Raw genomic sequence first — 13,269 nt, forward strand, 5'->3', positions numbered from 1 at the left:
TAAAAAAAGTAAAAGCCGTTTCAATTGAAACGGCTTTTTTGTGGTTATAAATTATCTTTTTGATTATTTATCAGCACATTCTGCGCTATCGAATTTGTATTTTACACGTTCAAAATCAATTGGTTTGTCTTTTACCAAATACGTAACTCCCATTGTGGTCTGCATGGTTCCGTTTCCTAAAATCAATTGTTTATCGCGTTTTAAAAATGCCATTGGATTTTTAAACGTTTTATCTTTTGTGGCTAAGTCTTTAAAAGTATAATCGGCAAACAAAGTATCTCCATGAAATTCTCCAGTAATTTCACCTGTTCTTACAGTTGAAGGAGCGACTTTCATAATCATATTTCCAGTCAGTTTCCCATTTTTTAAAGTATTCAGTTTTAACTGAATGGTATCTTTTTCATAAAGAGCTTGGTAACATTCTGTACTTACCACTTTTTCGCCTTCGGCTTTTGCGGCTTCTGCTGCTTTCTGTTTTTCTTCGTTTTTACAGCTTTGCAATGCTACTAAAGGTAAAAGCAGGCAGGATAAAACTAGATTTCTCATAATTGATGATTTAAATTTTCATGGTTATACCATAAAATTACTAAAAAAGAAGCCAAATAAAAGGCTTCTTAGTCAAATTTATTATGCAGAAATCTACAAGTTTTTAATTACAAACTCTGATCTTCGATTCAGCTCATGTTCTTCTTCAGAGCACGCATCATCTGTTTTACATTTTACAATAGGCACTGATTCTCCGTATCCTTTGGCAGTCACTCTTTTAGGATCGATACCCGATTGTATGATAAAATCTCTGGTTGAGCTGGCTCTTTTTTGAGATAAGTTTTCGTTGAATTTAGCATTTCCGCGGGAATCTGTATGCGAACCAATTTCGATTACCATTCCAGGATATTTTTTCATCAATTCGACCACTCTTCCTAAAACTACTTTTGATTCTTTACGGATATACCACATATTATAATCAAAGTAAATAGGATCAGTTTTGATAATCAAACGGTCTTTGTCTTTTACAACATCTTTTTCCTTTGCCAGAATTTCTTTTACTTTTTCATTCTTTTTTACTTCAGCAGCAACAATGGCCGCTTCTTTGTCTTTTTTCTCTTTTTCTTTTAATTCAAGAGCCGCCAAGATTTCTTTTTTCTTGTTTTCTTCTTCTATAATAATCTCTTGTTTTCGTCTCTTTTCTGCCTGTTCTTTTTCTTCTTGCTTGATGGCTTCAACAGATTTAAGAGCTAGTGAACCATCATTTATTTTGTCTCTAGTTTTATCTAAAGTCAATGTTCTGGATTCATTTGTATATTTTTCTTTAAATGCCGAAATTTTATATGATGCTTCACACGGAACTGTAAAACTAAATTTTCCGTCAGCCAAAGTCGTGATGGTATTTAATGTTTTATTTTCTGAATCCTGAAGAATTACGGTTGCATTTTCTAAGGCCAATTTAGTATCAACATCCGTTATAATTCCGGCAATAAACTGTTTACAGTCTTCTACAATTAAGTCTTTTATTTCTTTAAATTGATAGATGTCGTCGCTTCCCTTTCCTCCTTCTCTATTGGATGCAAAAAATCCTTCTTTGGTATCTGAATCAATATTGAAAGCAAAATCATCGAGGTTTGAATTTAAAGGAAGTCCGATATTCACTGGTTTTGAATATTCATTTCCATTAATTTCTGAAACAAAAACATCCAGCGAACCATAACCTAAGTGTCCGTCAGAAGAAAAATACAGTTTATTATCTGCAGAAGCAAAAGGAAACTGTTCTCTTTTTGCAGTATTAATTTCTGGCCCTAAATTCTTTGGCGTATCAAAAGCGCCTTTATTTACATTTACGGAATAAATATCAAAAGATCCCACAGAACCCGGCATATCCGAAGCAAAGTATAATACTTTTTCATCAGGACTTAAAGCTGGATGTTCTACAGAATAATTAGGACTGTTGAAGGGAAGCGAAGTAATGTTTCTCCATTTTCCATTTACTAATTCAGCTTTAAAAATCTGAAGGTTTGAGATTTTTTTATCGTTTTTCTTTTTCTTTCCGTTTTTAGAATTGTTTCTCGTAAAATACATTGTCTTGCCATCCTTGGTAAAAATAGCGTTTGATTCGTGCATTCCAGTTTTTAATTCTTGGGCAAAATAACGTACGATTGGTTTTTCAGCATTAATTTTATTGAGCGGAATGGTTACCAAATTTAAATAAGCAGCATTGTCCCATTTGAACTTTTTATCAAACAATCCCGGCTTTAGGTCTACTCCTGTAAAAACCAAATTTTCTTTGTATTTCAAAGCCCCAAATTCAGAGTTTGGTGTATTTATCGCCAGATTTTTAATATCAAAACGTTTTCCTATTGCAGTAACATTTTCAAGTGTTTTTAGGTCTTTTTCAAAATTCTTAATGTCTGCAGAATCTGTTGATTTGCTGTAATATTCTTTTAAAACAGCATTTGCATCATCATAACTTCCAGTTGCTTTTAATGTTTGTGCGTATCTAAAATAATATTCTCTATCTAAATTATTATTATAGTTTTTAATGAGAAGACGGTAATAACGCTGTGCTTTTACAAGGTCATTTGTATAAAAATATGAATCGGCTAGATTGGCTATAATTTCCTGCGATGGTTTTTCGTCAGCTAGTTTTTGATATAAAATGATAGATTCGCTATAATACGTTTTGTCGAAAAAGCGTTTGGCTCTTGCTGATTCTTGATCTTGTGCACTTATAAACTGTATTGAAAATACGAATATAATAACGAGTAGTTTTTTCATATTTTTCATTTTAAAAGAATCTAGGTGATTTATCAAATCCTTTTCCTAATAAGTCCAAATCGAAAAGCAGCATGATTTCGTGCGTTCCTGAATTAAACTGACCTAAGTTTGTCAGTGTATGATCGTATGCATAACCCACTCTAAGCGTAGGTGTAACATTAACATTAAACAAACCGCTTACAGAATCTCCAATTCTATAGGCTGCTCCTAATTCGAATTTTTCGTTGTACAAAACATTTGCCGTAAGATCTACAGAAATAGGAGAACCTTTTACAAATTTTGACATAAAGGCTGGTTTTATTTTCCACATATCAGTAACCTGAAAAACATATCCTGCGGTTAAAAAAGCATGAATTTCTTCAGATCCAAAAGCATTCAAGCCAGATTTTTCTTGAATGTATTTTGACTTCAATAAATTAGGTGCCGAAATTCCCACATATAAATTATCTCTAAAATAATACGCTCCTACTCCAATATTCGGTTTGGTTACATTTATATTTTCTGCGAAAGCGAAATCTGTTTCGGGATCGGTAAAACGGAATCCGTTAAAATTGGTCTGCATAGAAGAAAAACCTGCTTTAAGCCCAAGGGAAAGTTTATTTCTTCCTCCTAAATTTAAAACATACGCGAAATCGGCATAGAAGTTATTTTCTTTTTTTGCGCCGTCACCAATATCATCTGATATAAATGAGAAGCCGGCTTCGACTTTATCGCTGACAGCACTATGCGCAAAAAAAGTAAATGTTTTTGGCGCTCCAACTGCTCCAACCCATTGTGTTCTGTATAATCCTCCAAAATTCATCATGGCTGGAACTCCTGTTGCATACGCAGGATTCACGACACTCATATTATACATATAGTGCGTGTATTCAGGATCCTGCTGCGCGGAAACTGCTGTTATATAGAGAAAACTTATAAAAAGTAGTATTTTTTTCATTTGACTGCTGTTAAATAACATAAACGGAATTATCGATTTAAATAAAGACGCCCCTGTTTTGGCGGTTTATTGTCTTTATTGAAATAGAGAATATAGAAATACACTCCGTTTGGAGCTACCCCGCTTCCAATTCCGCTCTTTTCATAATTTATTCCATCCCAAGCCGGTTTATTTTTGTCGCCTTTATACATTCCGTTTCCATATCTATTGAAAATCTCAAGCGTATAATCAGGATACAAAAACTCGATATCTTTGATTACAAATGAATCGTTTACACCATCTCCATTAGGAGAAAATCCATCTGGTATAAAAAAGTCATTTGGTACATTATCACAATCTGTAAGGGTCACGGTAACTTCGATATGATCGTACGAAAAACAGCCTGTTGTATTCGATAAATCGAATCCGTAATATTTTCCTTGTTCGGTTAAAGGAGTTGAAGCCGTTAATAAATTTCCGTTGTTTGGAGAATCATACCAAACTACAGTTGAAGGCACATTGGTATTATTGGACAAATCTGCTATTGTTGGATTGTTTAATCCGCAGAAATTTTGTCCGTCTGTATTGAGCACCGGAGCAGGAGTATCATTTATGGTTATTAATACTGTTGCAGCATCAGAAGTACAATCTGCTGGAGAGGTTTCTTTCACATAATAATTACCCGACTGTAAAATAACTGTGTCTGCAAGAGGTGTCGTTGAAGTGGCGGAATCATACCATTTAAATTGATTTCCATTTGGAATTAAATCAGCAATTGTTGCGCCATCGACTTTACAAAATGTCTGCGGATTTACAACTGGTGCCGCCGGAATTGGATTTATTATAAAACTGTCTAGAACATTGGTTAAATTAACATCGCAGCCTGTAATATTATTTTTCAGGTTTGTTAATGAAACTACTGTTGATCCTGAATTTAAAAGCAAAGCAGAAGGAATTACAAAATCAGCATTTCCGCCTGATGCGGTTAATGTCAAAGTTTGTTCAGGTGCAGGATTACTGCCCAGTAATACGTATGAAAGCGTAATATCGGTTAAACTTCCCAGTCCCCAAACTCGTACATTGACAGGATCGTTAAGACAAACATCATTTACAATAACTCCTGCAGAAGCATTTGGCAATGCATTAATTATCATATTACCTCTTGCATTAGCATTATTGGTACAAGTGGTTACAGTATTGGTAATTTTGGTTATAGTGATGACAGACGCTCCGCTATTTGCATTTAAATTACCTGGAATGGTAAATGTTCCTACTCCGCCAGTAACCGTCATGTTAGCAGTTTGATTTAAAGCAAAATTGTCTCCAGTTAAATTATAAACAATGTCATAATTCCCATCGTCAAGGCTAGCGGCATTTGTAAGCTGTACTACAGAACTTTTATTCTGACAGGCTGGATCTGGAGTCAGTATCGCATTGTCTAAATTTGGCAGTTTGTAAATATGTAAATCGTCTGATAAATTATTGATAATATTATTACAAGCTCCTTTTCCATCGGTTGAAAAAATATCGGTTATGGTTACCGTAAAAGTTCCTGCTTGTCTAAAAAACTGCGAGTTAATTGGAAAAATTAATCTTCCGTTTACAAAACTAGAAGTTGTAGAATCTGTTCCTCCGTTTGGTCCCGATACATTAAAAATAATTCTATACTGCCCATTCGGAATTGAAGTTGTTCCTTCTGTAATTACTCCTGAATAACCTGCTGTTGCAATTTCATCTTCACAAATATCTTCGGCAATAACTAATGTGGCACCTGTAAAATCCAATCTTTCTTCGAGTGTAATTACAATATTGGCAGATTTGTCTGGACAAGTTGCATCGTTAGACAAAACAGTATAAAAATAGTTGTATACACCGGGTCCATAAGTAGCATACACTTGTTTTAAATCAACAACTGGATTTGTTGGCCCTGTTATGCCATGTCCGCTCCATCTTCCACCAGGATCTTGTCCGGTGAGTAGTGTACTAACATCAAAGGAGGTATATCCATCGAGATCAGTAGTACCGCATAAAGCCAATTCTCCCGGAGTACCAGGTTCTGGTGCTCTAAAAACGGTTAAAACTACTGTTGATGACACTGGCGAAGGTGAACAAGCTAAAACGGGCGGCACAGTATAAGTAAACTGATACGTTCCCTGCATTTCAGTAATTGAAATGGTTGACGATACTGCCTGTCCAGCGCTGTTTGTCCAAACTCCATTATTATGCGGACTCATGACTGTACTATTAAATGCCGAAAACAGATTAAACGTTTGTTCATCGCTGCATTTTGTGGCATACGGTGCAGGATCTCCTGAAAACGGACCAATTGTAATAGTTACAGTAGCTTTATTATCTGTACAGCCTGCTGTAGACGGTGCAGTATAGGTATATTGATAACTTCCCCCGCTTCGAATAAGCTGGGCATTTAAAATTCCTGTTGAAGTGTTTAATCCTCTTGAACCATTATCATCTGTCCATGTTCCGCCGGGCACAGGACTTCCTCCCAGTAAGGCAAATAAAGATACTGATTGGTTAACTGGATCGGAAATGTTACAAATTATCTGATTGCCATCATTGCCTGCACATTGTGCATTCATTTTTTCTGAAAAAAAAGACAAAAAAACAAAAAACAATACAAATTGTAAGAAATTGATGTATTTTTTGGTCATACGCTATTATTTTAAGTTAAACATAGTGAAATAATAGCAAATGACAAAAAAACTTACTTTTCTTATTAATTCTTAAAACATTTTTTAAATCAACAAATCAACCAAACAATCCTTCAGAAAATAAAATGATTTACAATTCATCTTCAAGTTTAAAGTGGAATTTTAAAATAAGGCTGTTTCTTTCAACTTCTAATGTAATCCAAACATCATCTTCTGATTTTAAAAGCTGATTAATTTGCTGCAGAGTATATTTATAAGGCCGTTCTTTATTAATACTGACTATAATATCCCCTTTCTGTAGTCCACATTTTTCCGCAGCAGAATTTTTACGAATATTGACAATTTCATAGATGGGTTTTAGCGAAAATTTGTATCTAAAATTGTTTCCGTTATTAAGATTCGATTCTGCTTCATTCATTGATGTAGAAACTTTAACAGTTTCTAAGTGCACCGTTTCCTGTACCCACTGCAAACCATTATGCTGAATTGTAATTCCACTTTTGTTATACGTAAAAGGCTCTTTAAACTTGCTGTTCTTTTTTAGAAAAATTTTTTGGTCAGCATAATCTAATACTACTGTAAAACGTTTTAAAACTTCTCCCCCTACAGAACCAATACGGTCTGGAACCATCTTAACATTACGAATAGAACTTGAATCAGGAAAAGCTACGATTGGTCTTTTAAAATCAAATTCATCGATAGTAAATGTCTTAATCCGGGCACGATGTCCTTCGATATCGCCGCTGAAACCTTTACCTAAAAAATCAGGAAAATTCTTTTTAGGAAGTTTTATTTTGTTGTTTTCAAAAATCCAAAAGGCATCACTATTTCCTATGTCAATCAGGAGCTTGGCAGGTATTCCAACACTATCGACAATTGCAGTAGTATAAATATACGGTTTAGACTTTTCGATGGTGATAGGAATGGCTTTAAACTTTTTTTCAAGTTTCTTTTTAAAAGCGTCATTATTCACATGTACCGTGATTTTCTTTTTCTCGTAATTTACTTCAACCAGATTGTTCTTAAAGAATTTATGACCAATAATTCCGTTTACGGGAATTCCAATATGCGATGATAAATTAAAACTTTGATCTAAAATCACATACAGCATATGATTATCTGATTTTAGTCCGTGTGTTTCAAGAGTATTTTTGGTCGATTTTAATCCTTCAATTTCATTTTCAGAACCAAGTCCTCTAAGTTTGATTTTTTCAACATTATTAAACTTCACTTCCTGCATTTCATCCATGCTGAACAAAATAGTCTCTTCAACACCAGAATCTAATAGAAAATTGAGTTCGACTCCGTTTACTTTAATCGGAATAAAAATAAGGTTATTGATCAATTTAAAAGGGATAATCGCCTTTTTATTGTTGTTTTGTATAATAAAATTATCTTGAGCTTTTATAAAAAAAGGCAGCAATAACCCAAAAAACAGGACGATATATTTTTTCATTGACAATATTTTATTATAAAATTAGCAAATATATTTATTATTGTTACATTTTTATAAGACCGTGCATTGTTTACGTTAAATTCGAAAAAAAAATGCAAATTTGCACTTCAATAAAAAATAAGATGCCAACAATTTCTAACAAAGGCAGAAACATGCCCGAATCTCCGATACGCAAGCTTGCTCCCTATGCTGATTTAGCAAAGCAGAAAGGACACAAAGTGTATCATTTAAACATTGGTCAACCGGATATCAAGACACCCGAAGTGGCCATCGAGGCGGTAAAAAATATTGATTTAAGTATTATCGAATACAGTCCGTCAGCCGGATATGAAAGTTACAGAAAAAAATTAGCTCAATTTTACCAGCGCCAAAACGTAAACGTTAACTCAGAAGACATCATTGTTACAACTGGTGGTTCTGAAGCCTTATTGTTTGCACTGGCCACAATCACGGATCCGGGAGATGAAATTATTATTCCTGAACCTTTTTATGCTAATTACCATGCGTTTGCTTCTTCTACAAGTGCTACTGTAGTGCCTCTAGTTTCTACAATTGAAACTGCATTTGCATTGCCAAGTATTGAAGAAGTTGAAAAACTGATTACACCAAGAACCAAAGCAATTTTAATTTGCAATCCTGGTAATCCAACTGGATATTTATATTCTGAAGCCGAAATTAAACAGTTAGCCGGTTTAATTAAAAAATATGATTTATATCTGATTGCTGACGAAGTATATCGTGAGTTTTTATATGATGGAGATGATGTGCATTTTTCTGTAATGAATCTTGAAGATGTGCAACAAAATGTAATCATGGTTGATTCTGTTTCAAAACGTTACAGTATGTGCGGTGCAAGAATTGGCTGTTTGATTACTAAAAACAAAGAGATTTTAGCAACGGTAATGAAATTTGCACAAGCGCGTTTGAGTCCGCCAACTATTGAGCAGATTGCCTGCGAAGCTGCGATCGACACTCCGCAAAGTTATTTTGATGAAGTTATTGCAGAATACAAGGAACGACGCAACACTTTAATCGCTGAATTAAATAAAATTGAAGGCGTTGTAGTTACCAAGCCAAAAGGGGCATTTTACTGCATCGCCCAGCTGCCAATTGACAATGCTGATGATTTTGCACAATGGCTTCTGGAAAGCTACAATTTAAACAAAGAAACTGTAATGATTGCTCCTGCCAAAGGATTCTATTCTACACCAGGAATGGGACTTAATCAGGTTCGAATTGCATATGTTTTGAACAAAAAAGATCTAGTGAGTGCTGTAAATGTTCTAAAAGAGGGACTTTCGGCATACAAAAATAGATAACAACAAACTTAAACTTAACCTTTAAAAGACAATAACTAGCTTAGTTATTGTCTTTTGCTTTTTATAAAAGTCTGTTATTGGATTAAATTTAAATTATATCCAAAAAGGATCAATTAAATAATAAAAACGATAGAAAAGGTTTCCCATTTATTAATTATCTTTACCGCCTTAAAAAGATATACCACATTATAATAGTAGTTTTTAATGATAAATAACGACGATTTTTTAGACGAAATAGGTGACAGTCATTTCAGCAGCAATGCAAAAAACCCTCTTAGAGAGGATGCTTTTGAGTTAAGCGACGAAGAAAAAATAGAAAAAATAAAAAAAGATGTTGAAAACATTCTTCAGACTTTAGGAATGGATTTAACAGACGACAGCATAAAAGGAACTCCAAACCGAGTTGCAAAAATGTTTGTTAAAGAAATTTTTGGCGGTTTAAATCCTGCAAAACAGCCAAAGGCTTCTACTTTTGATAATAACTACAAATACGGCGAAATGCTGGTAGAAAAAAATATTACCGTTTATTCTACCTGCGAACACCACTTATTACCTATCATAGGACGTGCTCATGTTGCTTATATTTCAAGCGGAAGAGTAATCGGATTATCAAAAATGAACCGAATTGTAGAGTATTACGCAAAAAGACCTCAGGTTCAAGAGCGTTTGACTATGCAAATTGTTCAGGAACTTCAAAAAGCTTTAGGAACAGAAGATGTTGCCTGCGTTATCGATGCTAAACACCTTTGTGTAAACTCAAGAGGAATCAAAGACATCGAAAGCAGCACTGTAACTTCTGAATTTGGTGGAAAATTTAAAGAACCTCAAACTAAAAGAGAATTTCTTGATTATATTAAGTTAGATACACAGTTCTAAAAGTTTATTGTTTTTAGTTAATAGTTTGTTGTTCTAATGGCGAAAATAGAAAAATTTGAAGATTTGGAAATTTGGAGATTAGCTCGAGAAATCTGCCAGCAGATTGAAAACTTAATCCAAAGCACCAATCTAAAAACAAATTATCCCTTAAGAGACCAAATTGACAGAAGTTCAGGCTCAATTATGGACAATATTGCAGAAGGTTTTGAACGCAACGGTAATAGAGAATTTATTAACTTTCTCAGCATTGCAAAAGGTTCAGCTGGAGAAGTAAAATCACAATCTTACAGAGCTTTTGATAAAAAATTAATCAATGAAGAACAACATTTAAAACTAAACGAAAAGGTTGAATTGGTAAAAAACAAAATTGGAGCAATGATGAACTATTTAAATAAATGTGAAATCAAGGGACTAAAATTTAAATAAATCTTCAACCAAAACAATAAACAACAAACTACAAACAATAAACAATTAGCAAATATGCCTTTATATACAAGTCAGCCCTTAAAAATATACAATTCGCTTTCTGGCGAAAAAGAAGATTTCAAACCAATCCATGAAGGAAATGTTGGAATGTATGTTTGTGGACCTACCGTATATAGTAATGTTCACTTAGGAAATGTGAGAACCTTTATGTCTTTTGACGTAATCTTCCGGTATTTTCTTCATTTGGATTATAAAGTTCGATATGTTCGAAATATTACTGATGTTGGACACATTGTAGATGATGTTGATGAAGGTGAAGATAAAATTGCCAAAAAAGCGCGTTTGGAGCAATTAGAACCAATGGAAGTTGTACAGCGATACACTGTAGATTTTCATGATATTTTAAAAGCTTTCAACTTTTTACCGCCAAGTATTGAGCCAACAGCAACTGGACATATTATTGAACAAATCGAAATCATCAAAAAAATTATCGACAAAGGAATTGGATACGTTGCCAATGGATCGGTTTATTTTGATGTTGTAAAATATAACGAAACTAATAATTACGGAATATTAAGCGGTCGAAATATCGAAGATATGCTGGCTAATACACGTGATTTAGACGGACAGTCTGATAAAAGAAATCCTCAAGATTTTGCACTTTGGAAAAGAGCAGAACCAGAACATATCATGAGATGGCCTTCTCCTTGGAGCGATGGTTTCCCTGGATGGCACTTAGAATGTACTGCCATGAGTACAAAATACTTAGGAAATCATTTTGATATTCACGGAGGCGGAATGGATTTAAAATTCCCGCACCACGAATGTGAAATTGCACAAAATGAAGCTTGCACAGGACAATCTCCAGTAAATTATTGGATGCATGCGAATATGCTTACTTTAAATGGTAAGAAAATGGCAAAATCAACCGGAAACAATATCTTACCGGGAGAAATTTTAAGCGGAGACAATACTGTTTTAAGCAAACCATTTTCTGCTTCTGTAACAAGATTTTTCATGTTACAGGCACATTATAGAAGTATATTAGATTTTTCTGATGATGCCATTACAGCTGCAGAAAAAGGCTATAAAAGATTAATGGAAGCTATTGATGCTCTTCCAACCATTACAGCAGGAAATTCAAGTTCTGTTGATTTTAATGCATGGAAACAATCTTGTTATGATGCCATGAATGACGATTTTAACACGCCTATTTTAATTGCACAATTATTTGAAGGGGTTCGTTATATCAATTTATTAAAAGAAGGAAAAGAAACAATTTCTGCCGAAGATTTAAAAACATTCTCAACGGCAATTAATGCCTTTGTATTTGATGTTTTAGGCCTAAGCGATGAAAAAGCTGCTGATGGAAACAATGATAAATTAGAAGGCGTTATAAATATGCTTATTGCTATGAGAAATCAGGCAAGGGCTGATAAAAACTTCGCATTATCTGATCAAATTCGTGACCAGCTTATTGCTTTAGGAATTCAGCTAAAAGACGGTAAAGAAGGAACTAGTTTCTCCATATAAAAACAGTTACAACAAATCTAATAAATCATGAAACTGATAACACCATTTGTTTTATTAGTACGTTTTTATCAAAGTGCAATTTCACCCTTTACTCCTGCTTCATGCCGGTTTGAACCTACGTGTTCAACTTACATGATTCAGGCTTTGCAGATTCATGGATTGTTTTATGGCGGATATCTGGGAATAAAAAGAATCTTAAGCTGTCACCCTTGGGGAAGAACCGGATATGATCCTGTTCCTGAAAAAAAATGTTCACATAAACATTAACTTATTATAAAGTTATCTCGAATTTAAATAGCTATTTTTATACACCAAAAAACATAAAAACTTATATGACACAACCCTTAAATATTGTTTGGAATCCATCTGAAGGAATCGATTTAGGATTTTTCATGATTCGTTACTACAGTTTAATGTTCGTAGTTGCCTTTGGTTTAGGCTGGTTCTTGATGAAGAAGATTTTCGAACGCGAACATGAATCTCTTGAAAAATTAGATTCTTTATTTGTCTGGACTGTTTTAGCTACGTTAATTGGAGCTCGTTTAGGACACGTATTCTTTTATGACTGGGAGTATTTCAGAAATCATTTAATGGAAATTTTTCTTCCATTCAGATTTGAACCTGAATTCCAATTCACAGGCTTCCAAGGGTTAGCAAGTCATGGTGCAGCGGTTGCCATTATACTGGCTATGTATTTTTACAGCAAAAAAATCCTAAAACGTTCTATGTTATGGATTTTAGACCGAGTTGTGATTCCAGTTGCAAGCGGTGCTATATTTGTTCGTATAGGTAATTTTATGAACTCAGAAATTATTGGAAATGATACTACTTCAGCTTTTGGAATTCGTTTTCTGCACGATCAATTTAGTAAAAGTGAGGCTGTAAACGCAACGCAAATCGCTAATCCCAAAGATGCGTACAACGCAATCGCAACTGATCCTAAATTTGCTGATTTATTAGCACAAGTTCCAGCAAAACATCCAACGCAATTATATGAAGCATTCTGCTATATTTTTGTGTTTGCCATTTTGTTCTTTTTATATTGGAAAACCAATGCAAGACTTAAAACAGGATTTTTGTTCGGACTGTTTTTAGTGCTTTTATTTGTAGTTCGTTTTATAGTCGAATTTGTAAAAGAAAGCCAAGGCGGAATAGAAAGTTCTTTAGGCTATTTCTCTACTGGACAATGGCTAAGTATTCCATTTATAATTATTGGTCTTTTCTTTATCATTAGAGCACAGAGAAATCCTTTAGCTGAATCATAATTAAAATTATCAAAATATAAAAAGTCCGGTATTATCGAAA

Annotated in this window: 11 protein-coding genes; 6 read left to right on the top strand and 5 right to left on the bottom strand. The window is 34.0% G+C overall.

The window, feature by feature from the left end; genetic code table 11:
- Positions 1-63: 63 nt before the first annotated feature.
- The 5 genes from P2W75_RS12795 to P2W75_RS12815 form a co-directional block, all read right to left on the bottom strand.
- Entirely contained in the window at positions 64-546 is a 483-nt protein-coding gene (locus tag P2W75_RS12795) for a hypothetical protein (RefSeq protein WP_276380750.1), read from the bottom strand.
- A 93-nt stretch (positions 547-639) separates the two neighbouring features.
- Complete coding sequence (locus tag P2W75_RS12800; protein WP_276380751.1) at positions 640-2,769, bottom strand: OmpA family protein; 2,130 nt, start codon at positions 2,767-2,769, stop codon at positions 640-642.
- Positions 2,770-2,779: 10 nt separating this feature from the next.
- Positions 2,780-3,706 (bottom strand): type IX secretion system membrane protein PorP/SprF, encoded by a 927-nt coding sequence (locus P2W75_RS12805; protein WP_207297145.1) that lies wholly within the window; start codon positions 3,704-3,706, stop codon positions 2,780-2,782.
- Positions 3,707-3,735: 29 nt separating this feature from the next.
- Complete coding sequence (locus tag P2W75_RS12810) at positions 3,736-6,282, bottom strand: gliding motility-associated C-terminal domain-containing protein (protein ID WP_276380752.1); 2,547 nt, start codon at positions 6,280-6,282, stop codon at positions 3,736-3,738.
- A gap of 202 nt (positions 6,283-6,484) precedes the next feature.
- Positions 6,485-7,810, bottom strand: coding sequence for a PDZ domain-containing protein (locus tag P2W75_RS12815; RefSeq protein WP_276380753.1), 1,326 nt, complete (start codon positions 7,808-7,810; stop codon positions 6,485-6,487).
- Between the two features lie 122 nt (positions 7,811-7,932).
- On the opposite strand from P2W75_RS12815, the gene P2W75_RS12820 reads away from it, so the two are divergent.
- The 6 genes from P2W75_RS12820 (at position 7,933) to lgt (ending at position 13,229) form a co-directional block, all read left to right on the top strand.
- On the top strand, positions 7,933-9,129 hold the full coding sequence (locus tag P2W75_RS12820) for a pyridoxal phosphate-dependent aminotransferase (RefSeq protein ID WP_276380754.1): 1,197 nt from the start codon (positions 7,933-7,935) through the stop codon (positions 9,127-9,129).
- A 204-nt stretch (positions 9,130-9,333) separates the two neighbouring features.
- Complete coding sequence (gene folE, locus P2W75_RS12825) at positions 9,334-10,005, top strand: GTP cyclohydrolase I FolE (RefSeq protein WP_207297149.1); 672 nt, start codon at positions 9,334-9,336, stop codon at positions 10,003-10,005.
- A gap of 36 nt (positions 10,006-10,041) precedes the next feature.
- Complete coding sequence (locus P2W75_RS12830) at positions 10,042-10,431, top strand: four helix bundle protein (RefSeq protein WP_276380755.1); 390 nt, start codon at positions 10,042-10,044, stop codon at positions 10,429-10,431.
- A 54-nt stretch (positions 10,432-10,485) separates the two neighbouring features.
- Complete coding sequence (gene cysS / locus P2W75_RS12835; protein ID WP_207297151.1) at positions 10,486-11,964, top strand: cysteine--tRNA ligase; 1,479 nt, start codon at positions 10,486-10,488, stop codon at positions 11,962-11,964.
- Between the two features lie 27 nt (positions 11,965-11,991).
- Complete coding sequence (yidD, locus tag P2W75_RS12840) at positions 11,992-12,231, top strand: membrane protein insertion efficiency factor YidD (RefSeq protein WP_207297152.1); 240 nt, start codon at positions 11,992-11,994, stop codon at positions 12,229-12,231.
- A 65-nt stretch (positions 12,232-12,296) separates the two neighbouring features.
- On the top strand, positions 12,297-13,229 hold the full coding sequence (lgt, locus tag P2W75_RS12845; RefSeq protein ID WP_207297153.1) for a prolipoprotein diacylglyceryl transferase: 933 nt from the start codon (positions 12,297-12,299) through the stop codon (positions 13,227-13,229).
- The last annotated feature ends 40 nt before the right edge of the window (positions 13,230-13,269 follow it).

The sequence above is a fragment of the Flavobacterium sp. H4147 genome (assembly GCF_029360735.1).
Lineage (GTDB): Bacteria > Bacteroidota > Bacteroidia > Flavobacteriales > Flavobacteriaceae > Flavobacterium > Flavobacterium endoglycinae.

Coding starts and splice junctions, on each gene's coding strand:
- P2W75_RS12795 (WP_276380750.1), bottom strand. CDS start 546: ATGAGAAATCTAGTTTTATCCTGCCTGCTTTTACCTTTAGTAGCATTG.
- P2W75_RS12800 (WP_276380751.1), bottom strand. CDS start 2,769: ATGAAAAAACTACTCGTTATTATATTCGTATTTTCAATACAGTTTATA.
- P2W75_RS12805 (WP_207297145.1), bottom strand. CDS start 3,706: ATGAAAAAAATACTACTTTTTATAAGTTTTCTCTATATAACAGCAGTT.
- P2W75_RS12810 (WP_276380752.1), bottom strand. CDS start 6,282: ATGAATGCACAATGTGCAGGCAATGATGGCAATCAGATAATTTGTAAC.
- P2W75_RS12815 (WP_276380753.1), bottom strand. CDS start 7,810: ATGAAAAAATATATCGTCCTGTTTTTTGGGTTATTGCTGCCTTTTTTT.
- P2W75_RS12820 (WP_276380754.1), top strand. CDS start 7,933: ATGCCAACAATTTCTAACAAAGGCAGAAACATGCCCGAATCTCCGATA.
- folE (WP_207297149.1), top strand. CDS start 9,334: ATGATAAATAACGACGATTTTTTAGACGAAATAGGTGACAGTCATTTC.
- P2W75_RS12830 (WP_276380755.1), top strand. CDS start 10,042: ATGGCGAAAATAGAAAAATTTGAAGATTTGGAAATTTGGAGATTAGCT.
- cysS (WP_207297151.1), top strand. CDS start 10,486: ATGCCTTTATATACAAGTCAGCCCTTAAAAATATACAATTCGCTTTCT.
- yidD (WP_207297152.1), top strand. CDS start 11,992: ATGAAACTGATAACACCATTTGTTTTATTAGTACGTTTTTATCAAAGT.
- lgt (WP_207297153.1), top strand. CDS start 12,297: ATGACACAACCCTTAAATATTGTTTGGAATCCATCTGAAGGAATCGAT.